Origin of the sequence: Advenella alkanexedens (assembly GCF_019132845.1) — a bacterium.
GTDB lineage: Bacteria > Pseudomonadota > Gammaproteobacteria > Burkholderiales > Burkholderiaceae_B > Advenella > Advenella alkanexedens.
Window position 1 is genome coordinate 300552 of record NZ_JAHSPR010000001.1, and the last position, 19825, is coordinate 320376.

Consider the following 19825-nt stretch of genomic DNA (forward strand, 5'->3'; position numbering starts at 1 on the left):
ACGAACCAAGCACCATAAAACATCATTGTCCCGCATGTTGATACGCATAAACGAGCCATCCTATCCAATCTGGCGTACCACATCTCCCAGGGCATCGGCAAGGCCTTCCGGCGTGAAACCTAACGATTCAAGGCTGTTTTCAATGTCAGTCAGTAAAAACGGACTGTTTTTTTCAAACTGTCTGCGGGACATTTCGATTGAAACGCGTAATCTTTCAGGTATTTTGCTGGCCTCTGCGCCGCTTCGCCGGGCAACATCCCTGGGGTTAACGCAGTTATCGAATTGTTTAATCAGCTGCCGATAGCCCTCCATCCGCTGACTAATGGCCTCTGCCAGCATCAACTGCCTATCAGCAACGTCAGCAATATCAACTGCATTGTCAAGCAACTCAGTGGCTCGCTCGAACCACTCTTTGCCTTTGTTGGCTACGGTCAACGCCACTTTGTCGGGATTATCCAGAGCGGCATCAAAGCGTGTTTTATCGAGCATTTTCTTAAGGTCAGTGCCATAGCTTTCCGCGTGCCCCAAAACATCCTCAATCACCGTTTGATCGGTTTTTTTCCCGTAGCGACTTGAAAAATCAGCATCCTTGCTCTTGAAACCTTTCGAGGCTTCAAAAAAAACTGTCGTTATAAACCTGTTCGGTGATGTGCTGATCAAAATAGGTGTATTCACCTTTGGAATTGATGTAAAAGGCCGTCCAGTCGCGATCAATAGTGACTTTCCTTCCACGTTTCATCAACGCTTGCGATGATGAACTGGCATTCAGAATCTGTATTTTTCCGGGAGGAATTCCGGTCATGGAAGACAATCTGTCTATGGCCAGGGTATCGGCACGATGATAAAAAGTCGCCAGCGTTTCGTTAAACGATTGCCGCACAGAATTCAGGCCTTCATCGGCATAATCCTGCAGCGCATACATGGCCAACTTGTTCTGCTGGACCTTAATAGTCATTTCGTTCATCAGCTTTCGATTGGCCGGGGTAGGATTCAGCTCGAATTGCCAGGCTGCCGCTTGCAGATTGTTCACCTGCTCTTGAGCAAACTGTCGGCCTTCGCGCAACGCGTCATCCCACTCGACTTGCCATATGGTTTCCTTTTGCTAAGCAGGAATTCTAACTTCCTTTATACGTTTCTTTATACGGCAAGAACGTGCGGTTTGGTGCATGCTTGTGATGTCAGTTGAGACAAGCTAAACTAGATGATATTGATTTATAAGGGAATTTTCAGAGGATTTGAGGCCGCGTGAAACTCTATGATCCGCGGGTTGGCATGCCACCCTGTCCGCCATAGTTTTAAATTAAGCCCTTGATCATCAAGGGCTTTTTTTGTTTATGTCGAAGTCAGCCTGACATTCATCATGCCCCTGGACCAAACTTGATGGCGGCTTCCAAGAGCGTGCCCATTTCACTGATCACTTGAGGAATATCCTTGCCACCGGTCAAGCTGCGGATCGTCCGGTCAGCCGTGATCGGGTCAATATTATTTTTGCCAAAGTCAGACATCACTTTACTGATTTGTTCCCAATGCGCACGAGACGCCTTGAAGCTGTCGACACTGCCCGCACCGGGCTTGATGCGATCCAGCATGGGCGTGACTTTGGTATCAAAGTCTTTGGCGGCGCCGCGGCTAACTTCTTGCAAGCGCTCGAAATAACCCAGGCCTTCGGCGTCATGCATCATGTGCGAAGTTTTATACAGGGTCACGTCTGCCGCCTGTTGACCCCAAGCCTTGCTGACCCTGGACTTGTCGGCGCCCAACCATGCCTTGTCACGGTAGCTTTCGGCATGCTTGCTGGTCGTGACACTTTCCCACGCCTGTGGGGCGCTTTTGCCCGTAACCTTGGCATAAGCGTCATTCCAGGATTGCTGAGCATCGTTTTGCCAGTTGTAGAGCATGGCAGGTTCGCCATTCTTGGTCAGAGACTTCATGGCTGTTTCGTCAAGACCAATGTCGTAGTCCATGCCGACTGATCCGGCACTGGCTGCGTTACGCATTTCTTTCAAGTCCTGTTGATTCCAGCCTTTCGCATTCTGGTTCGCGTCGAACTCGGTTTTAACCTTGCCATGCACGTCTTCCAGATGCAGCACATACGTGCGCTGGGTTTGCGGATCGCCCTTGTACTTCAGGTAATTCTTCGCATTGGGATTCCCGTTGACGTTCAACACCTTCTCGCGGACTTGCCTCTGAAGCTCAAGTAACTCTTCAGTCGGACGCCCGGCACTGCCCGCATCCGCCAATCGTTGTTGAGCATTACGCATATCCTGGACCAAATCCTCTCCTTGCTTACGCGCGCGCTTGAACTGCTCAAGGGCTTCGCGCTCGAAGGCGGTGGGTCGCGCGGGACCCGGGCCCGTATCACCATCAAAGGTTTTAGACGCGGGAGCACCATCAATTGCCGCTTTGGTCCGGGGAGCGCCATCGATAGCGGCTTTTGTCCGGGGAGCGCCGTCGATAGCGGCTTTTGAGGTGGGCGCACCGTCGACATTGGCCCGGCCGGCTTTGGTGCGGGCCAATATCTTGCCTGCCCCATATTGAAGCAGCCCGCCTTTAATAACCGCCCAGGAACCCTGTTCTATTGCCTGTTCCAGCCCACCTTCGCGGTAGCCTCGCAATGTTTCGACAGCCCCATCGGCCAGTGGACCGAAGCTGCTGACCGTTCGCAAAGCCGCTTCAGCAGGGCCTCCCTCGATGTAGCCCGTCAAGCCCTGATAGGTGCTGTCAATGGCTTGGCCACCGAAAAGCGACGTCGCCATCATGCCGTAATCTGCAGCAGTTTTAACATTTTGTGCCGCCTCCAGGCCCAGGTTGGCCAGTGCCGCATCCTCTTCGTCTTTGGCTTGTTGGCCCTGGTAATACCCTTCGACTTTTTTGCCAATCGCGCTGGCGATTTTCTTGACAGCCCCCTCGTCCATCCTGGTACGGACTTCAGGCGTCAACTGACGTTCGACGAATTCGCGGGCACTCTGGCCTTCAGAGCCAGGCAACATGGCCGCAAGCCGCAGCAGCGATTCAGTATTGCGCTGGAATTGCGCCATTTTCTGATGGGTTTCATGAATATTGGCGATCAACGCGTCGTGCGCATAGTCATCAAAAGGCGAACGCGTGCGCACCAGGCGACCGGTCTCGATCGAAGCGATCAGGTCTTTTTCACTTTGGATATCAGATAGTTCTCCGATGATGCGCAACTCAAGCGCAGCACGGCGTTGAGGATCCGCTTCTTTGGCCAGTTCGGCCTTGTCCTTGGCCAGATTAGCTTCAACAAAACGAATGTTGTGTTGATGGAACTTGACGCGATCAAGCAAGGCCTGTTCTTCAGCTTTGCGATCTTCATCAACCTTTTGGGTGCTTGCCGCAGTATCCGTGGGTACTGGTTTGGCAGTGATCTTGCCCCCTTTTGCAGGGCCTACAAAGCTGGCCACGATCGAAGACAGCTGCTTGCGGTCTTGCTCAAGGGTGGAATCTTCGGAAAAGGGCCGTTCTTTCAGCCACTTTGTGGCTGCAGCCACAAAAGCGGGTGTCAGCTCATGATGGCGACGCAGGTCTTCAAGTTGGGACTGGACCATCATTTCGCTGACTTTATTACCCAGCACGTTGGACGCCATCATGGCCCCTAAGTCCATGTTACGGCCACCGGACTCTTTGGCTTCTTCCTTCCTGCGCCTGGCTGAGGCCCCCAACGTTTCTTGAGCCGCTTTCTGGGCAAGTTCCATACTGGCGCCGGCAGGGTATTGAACGACTCCGTCGGGACCTAACACGTTCGCCTTGACGGTGATAGACCATGAGTAAGTTTCACCGTCTTCTTCGTCCACCTCGGTGATATCGAAACTCTTGTTGATCCCTCCATTTTTCATGTGGGGATAAAGCGCCGGCAGAGGCGTATCTTGATCCTCGTGCATTTCAAGCACGTCGATATAGGGGTCGGTTTTTTCATCGTATGTGTCGGCATCAAGCGTGAGGGCACGGTACCGCTTGTTGGCGGGCGGCCCAACCGAATACACCACGAAGACCAAAGGCAACTCGGTGATGCCATCAATAAACACACCTTCCTCATGGACCATGACCCCGTACCAGATCCCTTCATGCCCGTCAGTTGGCTTCAACAGGTCGAGCAAAGTATCTGTTGCCTTACGATGAACGTTTGAAGCCGCATCTTGCGCCGCCAAGGCATCAGGCGGCTCACCCAGATTCTGCAGGGCCTGAGCAATCATACGGGCGCGGGCCTCAAGGGCGACCAGGTAGTCTTTAAGCAGTATGGCTTGCGCCAGTGAGGCCTCGGCGTAGGCCTGGTTGTCGTATTCTGCGGCGGCCGATGCCTCTGCCCAGGTGTTATCAAACGCAGTCGCTGTCAGTGCGATAGCTTCGCGCACATTCAACAGCTCTGTCAGCAAAGGCGTGGCTTTACGGAAGTACTGCAAGATGTTGTCGGCGGGGAAAGCGTAAAAGCCCGCCCATCGCTGCTCGACACGTGCAGAATCGGCCGCTGATAATGGCCCCATCAAGGCCAGTGTCGCTTCTTTGGCCGTGGTGATCATGCCAGCATATTGTGCGCTGCCCAGCGTGACCATGGGCAAAGCCGCAGGTAAAGAGAACGGGGGCAGATGGGCAATATGCGACGACGGTTGACCTAAAGATACGGGCAGCTGAACTGGCGCTTGCTGCGCTTTGCCCGAGACGACAGATTGAAGCCCCTGACGAGAGGCTATGGCTTGGGCGGCTGGTGAAGAGGACGCCAGAATTTTCTGGTAAAGCAAAGGATCTTGAGCTTCATACGCCATACTCATGACCTCGTCGTTGATTTTTCCGGCCTGATAGCCTTCCTTCAGTTCCTCCCAGCGCCTTCGTTGCGACCGGAGATCTTTTTTGACTTGCTCGAATTTTTTTCGCTCATCGGCCGAGCGACGGTTAATCACGCTTTTGCCGGGGTCAAAATATTCATCTCGCCCAAGAACCAGAACACTCCCTTGGTCATCCATGACCTGCTGCAGCGTCAGGTACGCTCTGATCGCAATGTCTATTGCGTCCCGCTTCATTTTGTAGAGCACGTCTTCCTGACGCTTATCGACCACAGGTTTGATGTGATTCTTCCAAACGTCGTTACCGGCCCAGGCCCCAACAATTGAAGCACCTGGCACAAAAGAACTGGCCATGGCACCTGCCCTTTCGGCAGGGAGTTCGAGCCCGCCTTGCCAAAGGGTGCCTATCGCCCCTTTAGTGCTGCTTTCTGCCAATGCAGAACGACTGTCGGCACTGACTGGAGCAACATCAAGTTGTTTGAGGAATGGGCCTAATGTTGACAAGAATTCAGCTGTTTTCTTCGAGTTACCCAGCTTCCTTTCTGCAACCCCGATTTTTGAATCGTACTTTTGAGTGACCTCTGCCAAGGCCTTGGCCGTGACGTGCGCAGCATGACTGCTCGATTTTTTTTGTTCCAGATTTTTGGTTAGCTGAACCAGTTTCTGATCTTTCTTTTTTTGCTTTTTAAGCGCTGAGATCAGATTTTCGAGATTGACAGCGCTTTTAATGGCTTGTATGCGAAGCCCGTTAATGGCTGAATCAAATGGGCCATATTGCGAAAAATCACCGATTTTGAGAATGCCTTTCTCAAGGGAGCCAAAGCTGAAATCCAGACCTTCATGCACCCATTGCGCCGATACCCAGACCGGGCTTCTGCCTTGAATTTGCTTCTCAGTTGATGGGATCATCAGAAAACTGCTGGGCGGCGGCATGATGACCTTTGTCTGAGCCCAGACAGGTCCGGCAATACCCAGTGACAAACCAAGCGCGGTTAGTAAGCGAGTGTTCATTGGTTGTCCTTGTTGATGAAGCCGGAAAAGCTGTAAAACCCAAAATCAATGATTTCAGCAACGGACTTGTCGCCACGCAGGGTCAAGGCTGCGTAAATATCAGGATTCGCCGAAGAAGCAAAAAGTGACACGACGGTATTACCGGATTCTATGTAGGCCACCGGCTCGAGGGTCGACCAGAGAGCTGGGTCAACCGCCTTTAATAGTCTGACCGGGATGTTGGGCGGCAGTATGTTGTCTAGCGTGCCACGTTGACCCGCCACAATGATTTCATTCCAGGCAAAGCGCGTCGCCCGTGCCTTGGCTTGATCATCAAACAGGGGCAGCACAGTTGCCTGGTGCGCCATCCATTGCAACGCAGCACCTGCAACCATGGCCTGGCGACCCTCTTCTCCCAGATCAGCAAACGGACTTTCTGTTTTACCCGCCTCAACACTGGCGATGGCCGTCGTGGTAGCTGCGTTCAGCACCCCTACCGCGTCAGGCGCATAGCGTTTTTCATTCATCCAGGCCAGCCCCGTGGGAAACGGAGCTTTGGCACCACGCGCCACGCTACCCATGACCATATCTGCGGTCACAATCTGCATACGGTTATCAGTGGGGCTACGTGCCCACCCCGTCAGCAGGACAATGTCGGCCCAGGGGTGTTGAAAGGCAACGGTTTCAACCTGGTCGCCGCTGGCGACAAAGTTGATTAGGCTGTGACGAAAGAACACCGACCAGTCATCAGAGCCCGCATCATCTTGCCATAACAGTACGCCCAACTCTGCAAGCTGCAGGTTGGCTTCGGGGGTAGACATACTACGCAGTGCTGCCAAGAAGTTTATCGACGCCAGAGATCTGAACGCTTCGGCTTCCGCCCACAGCTCGATAGACAGTTTTGTGTCTTGTGGTTGTGCTTGCGCCAAGCGCGGAATGACACACACCCACAACGCAAGCACAAAAAACAGGGGCCGAAAGGCAACGGCGAAAGCGCTCATGGCAAATGTCCGGTTGTGGTGCATTATTAACAGGCTTACCTGAAATTTCGCACCGGGTTTCGTGGATTTATGTCAGTTCAGGCTTGCGCCGCACTGGTCACAAAAGTTAGCGCCAGGAACAATCTCTTGCCCGCATTGACTGCAGAATCTTGGTGTGCCGCCGGTTGTGAATGTGTCAGGTAGGGCCAGATCTTTGTCTTGATCGGCGATGAACAACCAGTCGATATCTTCCTCGTCTTCGCACAAACCAATCGAGCCCCCATCAGACACAACGTAGAAGCTGTCTTCATCAATCGGGTCTTCGGCATCGCTGGTTTGCGCCAGTACCAACAAACCTTCTGAGGCATACGCCGTATCGGAATTGATAAAAGACCACTGACCCGAAAGGCTTGTGGCATATTCGGCTGCGTCGTGCAGAGAGTTAAACTGTTTCATAAAAACTTCCTTATGTGATCATATTGTACAATATGTAAACTTGCACTACAGCAGTGGCTACCCTATTTGACGCACCGCATCTCCCACCGCATCGGCAAGGCCTTCCGGCGTGAAGCCTAACGATTCAAGACTGCTTTCCAGATCCGTCAATGAGACCGGGCTATCAATGTCCAACTGACGGCGACACATTTCAACCGAGACACGCAACCTTTCAGGAATTTTACTGGCCTGCGCACCGCCTCTTCTTGCCACATCCCTTGGATTAATGCAATGGTCAAACTGTTTGGTCAGCTGGCGATAGCCCTCCATTCTCTGGCTGACGGCGTCTGCCAGCATCAGCTGCCGGTTGGCAGGGTCGGCTATTTCCCCCGTTTTTTTCAACAGCGCACTGCCCCGCTCAAACCACTCCTTACCTTTATTGGCAACCGTTGTCGCGACTTTATCAGGATTGTCCAGCGCCATGCCATGATAGGTTTTATCCAGCATTTTCTTCAGGTCAGTGCCATAGCTTTCGGCATGACCCAGCACGTCTTCAATAACGGTTTGATCGGTTTTTTGGCCATAACGACCCGAAAAACCCGCATCCTTATTCTTGAACCCTTTTGAAGCCTCAAAGAAACTGTCGTTATAGATCTGTTCGGTCATGCCCTGATCAAAAAAGACATGTTCGCCTTTGGAGTTAACATAATAGGCGGTCCAATCACGATCGATTGTGGTTTTCCTGCCGCGCTGCATAAGCGACTGTGAAGAGGAACTGGCATTCAGAATTTGAATTTTAGCTGTCGGAATCCCCGTTATGGAAGCGAGCTTTTCTTTGGCAAGGGTGTCGGCACGGTTGTAAAACACACCCAATGTTTCATTAAATGATTTACGCACGGAATCCAGACTTTCATCTTTATAATTCTGCAACGCATACATGGCCAACTTGTTTTGCTGAACGCTGATGGTCATGTCATTAAGCAGTTTTCGATTGGCTTCGCTGGGGTTCAGCTCGAATTGCCAGGCCGCAGCCTGTAAATTCTCCACTTGCTGTTTGGCAAACAGCTTGCCTTCACGTAGCGCCTCATCCAGCTCGATTTGGCCGGCTGTCTTGCTTAATCTTCTGCGTCCGGTTTCCAACAGCAGGCTTGCCTGGCTGGCCGCCTGCTTGCCGGCCTTGACAGAGTCCTCAATCGCGGTACGGGTATTCTTGCCACTGATTGCGGTTGTGAAGCGTGCCATACTATCAGCGACATTTTCTTTCGCTTCACGCATGGCTCGCTTCGCTTCAGGACTGCCGGCCACTTTTTTAAGTTTGTCCAAACCGGCATTCATTGCCTTGTCGGAAAGATACTCAAGAGTGACAACTTTAACGCCCACATAAAAGGCTCCCCAGGCGCTATCACCACCGCTATCCACATACGCTTTCATATCGCGCGCCACTTCCAGGGAAGTAAAGACCACATCAGAGCAACCCAATGTAGTCACACCCAGTGCCATGCGCCCCATAAAGCCCAATGATTCTTCAAGGGATTCTGCCGTTTGCAAATAGCTTTCTATATAAAGCTTCACTTCATCGGCAAAGGTCACGGTCTGGGCCTGTGCATTGGCCCCAGCAACCGTTCCTTGCAAAAAACCACCCCAGGTCTGCTTGACGATTTCCACTTGCCGGGCGTCATAGCCATAAGCTTCGTCATAACCGTCCAGCATGACATCGATGAACTTAACCAATGGAAACAGCTTATTCAGGTAGTTCATCTCCCAAATCAGGGTACGAATATGTAGCAGACGTTCGGTGATGTACGCATCCGCTTTCAGCATCGCCATACCGTCTGCCATATCCCTGGACTGGCGCAAAGGCTGGGAACACAGCAGCACTTCTTTTTCAACAATGTACTTTTCATCACCATATGTAGTGGCAAGACGCACCTTGACCCTGAACCGGCTGGGTGCATCCAACGCACCTTTGCAACAGCGAAAAATCAAGGCACGACCTCCTCCTGTCACCTCGTCCATCATTTGACATTGAATGGCGAGCTTTTCCAGCATCGGCTGATCAGCCTCGTGCACGGCCTGAAGCTGGAAGTCCAGACTGTCAGGTGCAATCTGCAAAAGGCTATGGGCTTGCGGATCCCAATCAAACAGCGTGATCATCGCCTTGGACTCGGCAGGCACATACTGCTTGTCTGCCACCGTAAACAGGAATTTATTGCTGCGATGTTTATGCGAGTCATAAGGCTCTACATAACAGGCAATCGAACTGACATCAAGCCTCAACCCCATATGAAAACGGTATATCGGCAAAGTCCCGGTCAGGCTTTGCCCACCACTGACCGCCTTGACTTCCAGGGTATAAGAATCATAATCACCGGCATTGCCACCCGTCTTCTTTTTCTCGGTAATCACGGCATAGTATAGACCCGGCTCGTCTGCAGCCTCTACCGTCACACCATACCCGTCATCACGAATAATACAGGCGGTCACCACCGCGTCTTTACCCATCCCCAACACGGCAAAAGGCAGGCGTTCCGTTTTATCATGGCAGGCCGGCAAAGTAAGGTTGTCCTGGGCGAATACAATTTTTTCTTCCTCAATCTGAAAAACCACATGGTTGGTAAAACTGCCGCCCTCGCTCATGAAACAGAAAGAAACCCGTGCCTGGTCGGGAATTGATTCACCACTGGCAGGTGCTTCCACCTGTGCTGTCTTATAGTCGCCCGCCATGCTTTGCCCACTGATTTGCAAATAATAAGGTGAGCTGATATTGATTTTTGCCGTCAAGTCATGACGGGTATTTTCCTGGCCCTCGGGGGTGATTTCAACAATACGGGCATAAATCGGCACTTTTTTACCCACAGCCAGTGTATTCCCAAAATCCTTGCGAATACGCATTTCATAGCGATTGGGGTTGTCCTCGGGCGCTTCCTTTTCTTCCTTTTGTGGTTTCGTTTTACGCCTGTTTCTGCCCCAGGCAGCGGCGGCACCACCCCCGATAAGGATGCCCGCAATGGCGGCAGGAATCAGGATACCGGTTTCGCCAGCACTTTCATCGGCATCGGTGGTCACCTCGGCATGGACAGCATCAGTCACTTCAAGCCAGAAACTGAACGTGAGCATGCCGCTGCCTCCCCAATAGGTGTTCTCCAACACCCTCCGCATTTCGCTATAGGCCGACTTGTCGTTAAAAGTTTTCACACTGCCATCATTTTCTTTGTACGATATGTCCAGATCCAGCTCATAAAAAATTGCCGGCTTACCATAATAATCACGGCCAAGTTCCAGTTTGAGCCACCCGCTAACGGCATGCCAAGGCTTAATGTCCGTCACAAAGCGATCAAACGTAATTTTGACCGGCTCACCCACCTTCAGGGTCACATCATTTAATTTTTTATGGGTGCCGTCCGCATCAGGACTCTTCTTAATGTGGGAGGTAATATTCACAAAACGAAGTTTCACCGATTCAAGATCACGACTATTCTCCAGTATTTGTGCCTGAGCAGGACAGAAAATCGCAACGGTAAACAGTAGAGCCAACAATATTCTTAAAAATGAATGTGTTTTCATGCCTGTCATTTCACTATCCTTTTAGCCAGCTCACGAATCACATGGGTGAGTAAAGACTTTTGCCCCTCTGTCATGGCAATACGCATTTCACCTGCGTTGTCGGACGCGCTAACCGTCTGGTCAAGTAGCGCTGACAAAGCCTTTTTCACCGGATGGACCGCTTCTTTTTTAACTGCCGTGGCTGCTGTTTCTTTAGCTTTTTCTTTGGCTTTGGCTTTTTCCGTGGTTCTCTGTTTGGTTTTTTCTACCCCCTCTTCCGCCGCCGTGATTGATGCGGCCGGAACTTTGGTGGTTCTCTGTTTGGTTTTTTCTACCCCCTCTTCCGTGATGTGCTCTTTTTGTGCTGCTTCAACATTAGGTGGCAGATCACTCACCTGAACAGAAATAACAGGCTCACTGACAGGGATGTCAACCGTTAATGCCCGCCCAACCCCGGCACCGCATTTCGGGCAGAATTTCATCCCCGTCTTCAACGACGCACCACAGCGGTCACACTGTATTTTTAGTGGTGCAGCCTGTTCAATTCCCGGCAGGGCATGGCCACATTTCATGCAAAATTTGGCACCTTCGTGCAACGCGGTTCCACATTTCATACAGAATTTTGCCATTACCCCATTCCATTCCCGTTAAAAAACACCTTGTCAGACCCTGCTCAGGGACGCGTCATGGCCACCAAGCCGTCAGTACCATCAGGCAACGTCAGGGTACCCACCGCATATTGCGCCCCTTTGTAAGAATAGAACTGCTTGATACTAAGATTCATCGGGCCATACCCGTATAAAGTCCCGTTTTTCCAGTTCATGTTCAGCACCGTGTCTTCCATACTGGTTTCATCAATGTCCTGATCGCCTGCAAACATATGAGACCAATCAAGGATCACGGCACCATTACCCTCTGCCCCAGACAAGGTGAGTGTTAGGAAATCGTACAGCCGGCCCGTGTCTTTACCCTCGGGGTCATAAATAAACAGGCATTTCCAGTTTGCGGCAAGGTTGTTGAAATCGGTTTCTTTAATAGCCCCTTTGGGTACACCGTTCTTTTCAACATCATTTAAATACCACCGAAAATCCTCAATTGAGGGCCGTTCAGTGGTGGAAAGACTGATTCCGTTAACCGGACGGTTTTGCGTTGCCTGTGCCTGTGCAGGCTGGGCAAACAAAATGACACCCGTCATCATCATGGCGGCGCCGGCCATGAGTGCTTTTGCAGCGGTACCGGCTTTTTTCTGACCGACATTATTGGGCCGGTTTTCTTCACTTTTTTGACTATACATGAGTTTTCCTTTTTGCTTGATTGCTTGATTTGGCAGGCCTGATCAGTTCAGCTTTGCACCACATTCATCACAAAAGTTGGCGCCAGGCGCAAGACGATGACCGCATTGGGAACAAAAGCAATTGTCTGTTGAGGCTGAATAAACATCGGGCAGAACAGTGTCTTTTTCAGCATTCGCAATAAACAACCAGTCTATATCTTCCGCATCTTCGCAAAGACCGATTGAGCCGCCTGAGGACACCAGATAAAAGTTATCCTCATCGATCGGGTCTTCTTCATCGCTGGTTTGGGCAAGTGGCAGCAGACTTTCTTTCTCATAGGTCTCACTCGTATTGGCAAAATGCCAGCCATCAGACAGGGTAACGGCATATTCGGCGGCTTCCCGCAGGGAATTGAAGGGTTTCATGGAAATGTTCCTTATTTATTTGAATAGTAAATTGTCACACCGTTTGCAACGATCATTCTTGATGGGATTCATCATTGAGCAGACATTGCAGTAAATGATGCGATCTTTCGACTTGTCATATTTCTCATAGGTACCAAAGGCAGGATGGTAACGCACCCGATCTCCCACGGACAGATAGTCGTACATATGATTTCCGCTGTCCTTTTCAACAATCGTTTTTTTCTTGCCGTCCTGGGTTCTGATGACAGTCGTATACTCAATATAGGTACTGTCATTACTGTCCTCACTGCTTCGGCGTTCACTGCGTTCTTTACGGGTTTTATCCTCTACAACCCCTTCCCACATTGGCCTGCTGGCGCGGCGAAGCGCGAACAAATTCACGATAAACATGACCAGCGCAATACCCACCCCAATAACGACCGCCTCTGTAAAAGGCAGATTCTCAACCAGAAGGCCTGCAACCGGAAAGCCGATGAGCGGCACCAGTGTCAGCACCCACAGACAGCCAATGCCGGTTTTACGGTTTTTCCGGGGGCCGCCTCCAAGATGTCAGGGTGATCACAATAATTGGAAAAACCCGCCCTGACGGGAAAATTGGGGAAACCCGACTCTGGCGCGGGCATGGCCTGCCCGTCGCGATCAGCACCGGCATTCAAAATCCGGGTGCCACAATTTGTACAGAAGACAGCGTCTTTCACCAGGGCTTTACCACAGTTTGTACAAAACATTTGTGCGTTATTCCTTAGTTTTACAGGATGGTGGTCTGGTTGCTTTACCGGCCGCCGGTTTGTTTTTTTCTGCCGTTTTACTGTCCCGCTCACCAGCAGTAGCAAAAGCAGGTAAACCAGTGGAGCAAAAGTATGGTAAATGATAGCCAGCGCCCCCATCTCATCAAAATCGCTTAGCGCACTGGGTTTATTGATATAAGGAAAGAAAGGCAAATAAAGAATTCGCTCAGCCCGCGTGCCCCCCTTTGGAAGGCGTGGCCAGACCTCATCGCTGGCATAAATGACATACCCCCGGTATTGCTTTCCATTCGCGGTAAAATAGTAACCTTTGGAAATCGTGCGGGAACGGTTTTGCCCTGCGCTCCGGCCATCAAGGCGACTATCATAACTGTCTACCGTACCCATCGTGGCCTGTCCCCAAAGCCCCAGAGCAAGCGTACTCCAACTGACATACATGGCAAATAACAAACAGGCGTATATCAACAACAGTATTGGTAAAGGGATGTTATTGTTTTTTATCTTTGTCACGCAGCAAGCTCCTCTGAAGTGGTACACCTGGAAAAAACATAGCTCCCATCATTGGCTAAAAAAACTTAATATATTTACAACAAGATACACTAAGCTATCATGAACGTCAGCAGAAAATTCAATCCATGGCATTTTTTAACAGATACCCTTATCGTATTTTCTGCTTTTTATTGTCATTTTTAAGGAAGTAGTCATGAATACCCGTTTCTATCTTGTTTTCGCCGCGCTCAGTTGCCTGGTTTCGGTTGCCTTTGGCGCTTTTGGTGCCCATGCCCTGAAAGCGATGGTAACTCCCGAAAGACTGACAGTATGGCATACGGGTGTGCTGTATCAAATGACGCATAGCCTGGGATTGTTTATGCTGGTGGCCGTCAGCGCCTGGCTTGCGCCGGTCTGGCAAAAATGGGCGGCCCGCTTTCTGACGGCTGGCATTGTGATTTTTAGCGGCAGCCTTTATTTATTGGTATTAACCAACACGCCTGTACTGGGTGCCATCACCCCGATTGGCGGAGTAAGCTTTTTACTTGGCTGGTTATTGCTGGCCCTGGCCGCCTGCAAAAAACAGGCATAAAAAACCCCGCACACTGCCAGCAGCAAGACGGGGTTTTTGTTGTTGTGATCGCATAAGCGACTAATTGCTTAGCTTTGCTTTGAGCAAGTACAGGCCAAGGCAAAGCAATCGCTCACCTTAAGCGAAAGCGGAAACATCCACTTTCACACCGGTTTTTGACTGCAGTTCCTCAACAGTGACGCCGGGCGCCAGTTCAAGCAGTTTCAAACCATTTTGAGTGACTTCCAGCACACCCAGATCAGTGATGATCATGTTCACCACCCCTAAACCGGTCAGGGGCAAGGTACACTCAGGCAAGATCTTAAGGTCTTCGGTGCCATCTTTCTTGCGTGCAACATGTTCCATTAAAACCAGTACCCGGCCAACTCCGGCTACCAGATCCATGGCTCCGCCCATGCCCTTGACCATTTTGCCCGGGATCATCCAGTTGGCCAAATCTCCCTTTTCAGACACCTGCATGGCGCCCAGAATGGCCAGATTGATTTTTCCACCACGAATCATGGCAAAAGAATCTGCCGATGAAAAAATGGAAGAACCCGGCAATGTGGTCACGGTTTGTTTACCTGCATTGATCAGATCAGGATCAATCTCATCTTCAGTAGGGAAAGGACCAATGCCCAGCAAACCATTTTCAGACTGCAGCCAGACTTCCATGTTGTCTGGCACATAATTGGCCACCAGGGTGGGCAAACCAATGCCCAGGTTGACATAAAAACCATCTTGCAATTCTTTGGCAGCACGGGCTGCCATTTCTTCACGACTCCAAGCCATTTCTTATTCTCCTTATGCCTGACGGACAGTACGTTGTTCAATACGTTTTTCAGGGTTTTCATTCAGCACAATACGGTGGACGTAAATGCCGGGCAGATGTATCTGATCGGGATCCAGTTCGCCCGTTTCAACAATTTTCTCCACTTCCACCACAGTGATTTTTCCTGCCATTGCCACATTGGGGTTGAAATTGCGCGCCGTTTTATTGAATATCAGATTGCCACTGCGATCGGCGATATAGGCTTTCACCAATGACACATCGGGAGTAAGCGAACGCTCCATGACATATTGATGCCCGTCAAACTCGCGAATTTCCTTGCCTTCGGCAACCAGGGTACCCACCCCGGTACGGGTAAAAAAAGCCGGAATGCCGGCACCGCCAGCACGCAGCTTTTCGGCCAGGGTACCTTGCGGGGTAAATTCAAGTTCCAGCTCACCAGACAGATATTGCCTCTCGAACTCTTTGTTTTCACCCACGTAAGACGCAATCATTTTTTTGATTTGCCGTGTGGCCAGCAACTGGCCCAGACCAAAACCGTCTACACCGGCATTATTACTGACACAGGTAAGGTTTTGAACGCCCGTATCCCTGAGCGCAGCAATCAATGCCTCTGGAATGCCACATAAACCAAATCCTCCCACTCCTATCATTTGTCCGTCAGCGACAATGTCCTTTAAGGCCAGGCTGGCGCTTTGATACACCTTATCCATCTATTTTCCTTCGTATTAAATATAAAGCGGTCAATCGCTACAAATACCATGAATTACCCCTTTTCCTGAATTGGGGAATACACTAGAAATCACTACTCCTGGCCGAACAACTCCTGGATGATTTCACGCATTTGCTCGCTCCAGGGACAGGAACGGCCGGTCGCCAGATTGGACAAAACCAGAATCGAACGGGCTGAGGCATAAACAACACCCGGCTCACCCTCTTTTTCGATAGTGATTTTATGTTCCATGCTTGAACGGCCCATACGGGTTAATTCATGCATGACCAAAGCATTACCCGGATAATTCATGGGGCGCAGGAAATCACAGGAAAGATGGCCCACCACCACACCGGTACCCGCTTCAAAATAAGGCCTTATGGCATTAATGAATGCGATACGTGCTTCCTCCATGGCCCGAAAATAAACCGTATTGTTCAGGTGCCCCAGCATATCCATATCGCCCCAGCGCATGGCAAATGAAAAAGAGTGAATCCCATTACTAAAACTTCCCGCCAGATCTGCAGGCAAGCAGAAATTATCCATTTATGTCCTTTTGTTTTTAATACGCAATAAGCTGTTAACTCTATCAGATTTAGATTGACATTTTTTTTATCGCGTGAATTTTGTTGTTTTTCACTGCATAAACCGATTCATTACAATACAATCATGGAATCTGGCAATTTACAATCTATATAAAAGGAGTTGGCGCTCATGTCTGAACGCGAGTCAATGGAATATGATGTAGTGGTTGTGGGCGGAGGACCTGCCGGTCTTTCAACCGCCATCAAACTCAAGCAATTAAGCAACGAAAACAATAAAGATATTTCCGTCTGTGTACTGGAAAAAGGCGGTGAAATTGGTGCCCATATTCTTTCAGGCGCTGTCATGGATCCCCTGGCCCTTGACGAACTGATTCCCGACTGGAAAGAAAAAGGTGCTCCGCTGGACACGGCCGTCAAGGAAGATGAGTTTCTTTTCCTTAGCGAAACCGGTGCCCGCAAAACGCCCCACTGGATGTTGCCCCCCTGCTTCAAGAATGAAGGCAACTACATTGTCCGCCTGGGTGATGTCACCCGCTGGCTGGGCGAACAGGCTGAAAACCTGGGCGTGGATATATTCCCGGGGTTTGCCGCTACCGAAGTCCTGTACGACGACAACGGCGCTGTACGTGGCGTCGCCACAGGTGACATGGGTGTCAATCGTGATGGCAGCCATTCCGACCACTACCAGCCAGGCATGGAACTGCTGGCCAAATACACGATTTTTGCCGAAGGGGCACGTGGCCAGCTGGGTCGTCAACTCATTGAAAAATTCAAGCTGGACCAGGGTCGCGATCCGCAAAGCTATGGTATTGGCATTAAGGAAATGTGGGAAATCGACCCGGCAAAATCCAAACCGGGCCTGGTTATTCACACCTCAGGCTGGCCTCTGGATGCCGACACTTATGGCGGCACCTTCCTGTATCACCTTGATAACAACTTAGTGGTTGTGGGCATGGTGGTGGGCCTTGATTACGCCAACCCATGGCTGTCTCCTTTTGAGGAATTCCAGCGCTACAAGACACACCCCAGCATCAAACCTTATTTTGAGAATGGCAAACGTATTGCCTATGGTGCCCGGGCCCTGACCGCCGGTGGCCTGCTTTCCCTGCCCAAACTGGTCTTCCCGGGTGGTGCCCTGGTGGGTTGTGAAGCCGGCTTCCTGAATGCATCGCGCATCAAAGGCAGTCATGCCGCCATCAAATCCGGCGCACTGGTTGCTCAGGCCCTGTACGATGCACTGGTTGCCGAACGCAGCCACGACATCTTAAGCGATTACCCCATCGCTTTCGAACAATCCTGGCTGTACCAAGAGCTGAACAAGGCACGCAACTTCAAGCAATGGTTCAAAAAAGGTCGTACCGTCGCCACCATCATGACCGGTATCGAACAATTGATTTTCAAAGGCAAAATGCCCTGGACCATTCACCGCACCAAGGCTGACCATGAATGCCTGAAACCTGCCGCGGAATGCGCAAAAATCGAATATCCCAAACCAGACGGCAAAATCACTTTTGACCGTTTAAGCTCTGTGTTCATTTCCAACACCAACCATGATGAAAATGAACCGATTCACCTGACCCTGAAAAACCCCGATATTCCGGTTGAAACCAACCTGAAGGTTTATGCAGGGCCCGAACAGCGCTACTGCCCTGCCGGTGTTTACGAATTTATCAAAGACGATACCGGTGAGGATAAATTGCAAATCAACGCACAAAACTGCGTTCATTGCAAAACCTGTGATATTAAAGACCCAACCCAGAATATTGTTTGGGTGGCCCCACAGGGTGGCGAGGGTCCCGTATACAGTGGCATGTAGTTACAAAAGTCCAATATGGCACGGTCTGGCCCAAATTGGGTCGACCGTGCCTGACAGGCAGCACTGAAAAATGGCATTCACCCATGAATTGCCCAAAACGCCATTCAAGTAATGGCGTTTTTTTCATGTTTTTTACCACAGATACAAACTTATACTTATTTGTTTATTCTCAATCAAATTAACAGCAAAAACATGAATAATAAAAGAATTTAATAACAAAAACGCCTATCTCCCTGCAAAAAGCAGCCAATCATTCACAATAAGATACTTTTTCTTGTGCACAACATTTTCATCTGTGCCAAACACGAAAAATCCGCCCTTCACGGCAACAACGCAAAGGGTAAGTTACTTGCGATGTTATTGATTTTTCTATAGAATTCACTAAGCTTTTTGGATAAAGCAAGTACGAATACCTTACACTTTTAATTATATGTTACGACTATGCATCCACAATTACCCACGCAACGCCGAGGGATAATGGCTTATTGCGGCCGTTTTCTACTCACAATTTCTTGCATCACTCTCAGTTCCCTTGCTTCCGCACAAAACGTTTCCGAAGATCCCATTCGGCAAATCGTCACCACGCAAAAATCCATTGCACTGAATCAGGCCATTGAGGTCAGCGACCAGTATCCCCTGCCCGGCACCAATATCAACTGGTCTCCCAAGCTGTCAGACCCTATTGGAGACCTGATTGTACAGGCCAAACTGGATCGTTCAAACAGGGACGCCTCCATCAGTATCAATAAATCCGGATCCAGTGAACTGGCTCAGGCAGCGCTGAACTATCTGGGCGTACGCTATCGTTTTGGTGGCACAACCCCCAGCACCGGTTTTGATTGCAGCGGCTTTATTTACTATACCGCCAGCAAATATATGGGGGTTAACCTGCCACGCAACTCGCAATCCATGGCAGGCATTGGCTTAAAGGTCTCCAAAGATGCGCTTAAACCCGGAGACCTGGTTTTCTTTAACACCCGTGGATTTTCCAATTCACATGTTGGTATTTATTTAGGTGCCAACAAATTCGTTCACTCTCCACGTTCCGGAACGGTTGTCCGCGTTGAAGACATGAGCAACGAATACTGGACAAAACGCTATAACGGGGCCCGACGTCTTGAAGGCCGCACCCTGGCTGCATACTAAGAGCCAGCATCAAAAAACAAAAAACCTCATCCGCGCAACGCTGATGAGGTTTTTTCATTCAGGCCGGGAAAGTTCATTGTTTCATGGTTAATAGGCTGATCCCAAACCCAAAACATCAATGCGCCACGCCCTGTCTTTTCGGACAACGCTCGCACCCCCCATACCCACATAGTGTCAAGGCCTGCTGCATGCTGCCTAACGAACGCCGGCATGCTACCACGGGAACCCCCGCACGCTGGGCCGCTGAACGAAAAGACCTCATCACATTATGGCCCAGAAAATCGGTCAACAAAATGACCATCTGTGTGCCACTGGGCAGCTGATAGGTTTTTTTCTGATGTGCAGAATCCCTGCCACTAATATGTTGCCTGATTTCAATATTATGCTCTTTAAGCAAACCGGGAATGTTTCCCAAACGATCTGCTCCTACAATTACCGCATTCATGCTCATCACTGATTCTCCTTTAGATGAGCTGAATTATAAATAAGAATCATTATCAATTACAAGTATTTTTGCAAGTACCCTGTTGTTTTACCACTAAGTGCGGAAAGCCCTGACACAGTGGT

General features: G+C 50.2%; 18 protein-coding genes. 3 read left to right on the plus strand and 15 right to left on the minus strand.

Going from position 1 to position 19825, the window contains the following annotated elements; genetic code table 11:
- Positions 1-60: 60 nt before the first annotated feature.
- From KU392_RS01465 to KU392_RS01515, 11 genes are all read right to left on the minus strand, one after another.
- A complete protein-coding gene (locus tag KU392_RS01465; RefSeq protein ID WP_217734351.1) occupies positions 61-543 on the minus strand; it encodes a hypothetical protein in 483 nt (160 codons plus the stop codon).
- A 70-nt stretch (positions 544-613) separates the two neighbouring features.
- Positions 614-1063, minus strand: coding sequence for a hypothetical protein (locus KU392_RS01470; RefSeq protein ID WP_217734352.1), 450 nt, complete (start codon positions 1061-1063; stop codon positions 614-616).
- A 295-nt stretch (positions 1064-1358) separates the two neighbouring features.
- Entirely contained in the window at positions 1359-5807 is a 4449-nt protein-coding gene (locus KU392_RS01475) for a hypothetical protein (protein ID WP_217734353.1), read from the minus strand.
- Positions 5804-6787 (minus strand): hypothetical protein, encoded by a 984-nt coding sequence (locus tag KU392_RS01480; protein WP_217734354.1) that lies wholly within the window; start codon positions 6785-6787, stop codon positions 5804-5806. Before KU392_RS01480 ends, KU392_RS01475 begins: the two co-directional genes overlap by 4 nt.
- Positions 6788-6859: 72 nt before the next feature.
- Positions 6860-7222 carry a zinc ribbon domain-containing protein gene (locus tag KU392_RS01485; protein ID WP_217734355.1) on the minus strand — a complete coding sequence of 121 codons (363 nt, stop codon included), beginning with the start codon at positions 7220-7222 and terminating at the stop codon, positions 6860-6862.
- Between the two features lie 57 nt (positions 7223-7279).
- Positions 7280-10774 (minus strand): hypothetical protein, encoded by a 3495-nt coding sequence (locus tag KU392_RS01490; protein WP_217734356.1) that lies wholly within the window; start codon positions 10772-10774, stop codon positions 7280-7282.
- Positions 10771-11373 carry a zinc ribbon domain-containing protein gene (locus tag KU392_RS01495; protein ID WP_217734357.1) on the minus strand — a complete coding sequence of 201 codons (603 nt, stop codon included), beginning with the start codon at positions 11371-11373 and terminating at the stop codon, positions 10771-10773. The genes KU392_RS01490 and KU392_RS01495 overlap by 4 nt, the downstream gene beginning before the upstream one ends.
- Before the next feature lie 44 nt (positions 11374-11417).
- Positions 11418-12038 carry a hypothetical protein gene (locus KU392_RS01500; protein ID WP_217734358.1) on the minus strand — a complete coding sequence of 207 codons (621 nt, stop codon included), beginning with the start codon at positions 12036-12038 and terminating at the stop codon, positions 11418-11420.
- A 42-nt stretch (positions 12039-12080) separates the two neighbouring features.
- Positions 12081-12443: a zinc ribbon domain-containing protein gene (locus KU392_RS01505; RefSeq protein ID WP_169294128.1), complete on the minus strand. Its 363-nt coding sequence runs from the start codon at positions 12441-12443 to the stop codon at positions 12081-12083.
- Between the two features lie 15 nt (positions 12444-12458).
- Complete coding sequence (locus KU392_RS01510; protein WP_217734359.1) at positions 12459-12938, minus strand: MFS transporter; 480 nt, start codon at positions 12936-12938, stop codon at positions 12459-12461.
- Positions 12932-13627, minus strand: a complete 696-nt coding sequence (locus tag KU392_RS01515) for a zinc ribbon domain-containing protein (protein WP_217734360.1) — start codon at positions 13625-13627, stop codon at positions 12932-12934. The genes KU392_RS01510 and KU392_RS01515 overlap by 7 nt, the downstream gene beginning before the upstream one ends.
- 265 nt (positions 13628-13892) lie before the next feature.
- On the opposite strand from KU392_RS01515, the gene KU392_RS01520 reads away from it, so the two are divergent.
- A complete protein-coding gene (locus tag KU392_RS01520; protein WP_217734361.1) occupies positions 13893-14270 on the plus strand; it encodes a DUF423 domain-containing protein in 378 nt (125 codons plus the stop codon).
- 117 nt (positions 14271-14387) lie between these two features.
- Here KU392_RS01520 and KU392_RS01525 read toward each other — a convergent pair whose 3' ends face one another.
- The 3 genes from KU392_RS01525 to KU392_RS01535 all read right to left on the minus strand — a co-directional run bounded on the left by KU392_RS01525 (position 14388) and on the right by KU392_RS01535 (position 16297).
- Positions 14388-15041 (minus strand): CoA transferase subunit B, encoded by a 654-nt coding sequence (locus tag KU392_RS01525; protein WP_169294126.1) that lies wholly within the window; start codon positions 15039-15041, stop codon positions 14388-14390.
- Between the two features lie 12 nt (positions 15042-15053).
- Positions 15054-15752 carry a CoA transferase subunit A gene (locus KU392_RS01530; RefSeq protein WP_169294125.1) on the minus strand — a complete coding sequence of 233 codons (699 nt, stop codon included), beginning with the start codon at positions 15750-15752 and terminating at the stop codon, positions 15054-15056.
- Between the two features lie 92 nt (positions 15753-15844).
- On the minus strand, positions 15845-16297 hold the full coding sequence (locus tag KU392_RS01535) for an acyl-CoA thioesterase (RefSeq protein ID WP_217734362.1): 453 nt from the start codon (positions 16295-16297) through the stop codon (positions 15845-15847).
- A 168-nt stretch (positions 16298-16465) separates the two neighbouring features.
- Between KU392_RS01535 and KU392_RS01540 the strand changes: the two genes are divergently transcribed.
- Together KU392_RS01540 and KU392_RS01545 are read left to right on the plus strand one after the other, a co-directional pair.
- Positions 16466-18112 (plus strand): electron transfer flavoprotein-ubiquinone oxidoreductase, encoded by a 1647-nt coding sequence (locus KU392_RS01540; protein ID WP_217734363.1) that lies wholly within the window; start codon positions 16466-16468, stop codon positions 18110-18112.
- Positions 18113-18589: 477 nt separating this feature from the next.
- A complete protein-coding gene (locus KU392_RS01545; protein ID WP_246587182.1) occupies positions 18590-19258 on the plus strand; it encodes a C40 family peptidase in 669 nt (222 codons plus the stop codon).
- A gap of 115 nt (positions 19259-19373) precedes the next feature.
- Here KU392_RS01545 and KU392_RS01550 read toward each other — a convergent pair whose 3' ends face one another.
- The gene (locus KU392_RS01550) at positions 19374-19709 is read right to left on the minus strand and encodes a DUF2325 domain-containing protein (protein WP_169294279.1); all 336 of its coding nucleotides are present in this window, start codon (positions 19707-19709) and stop codon (positions 19374-19376) included.
- Positions 19710-19825: the final 116 nt, after the last annotated feature.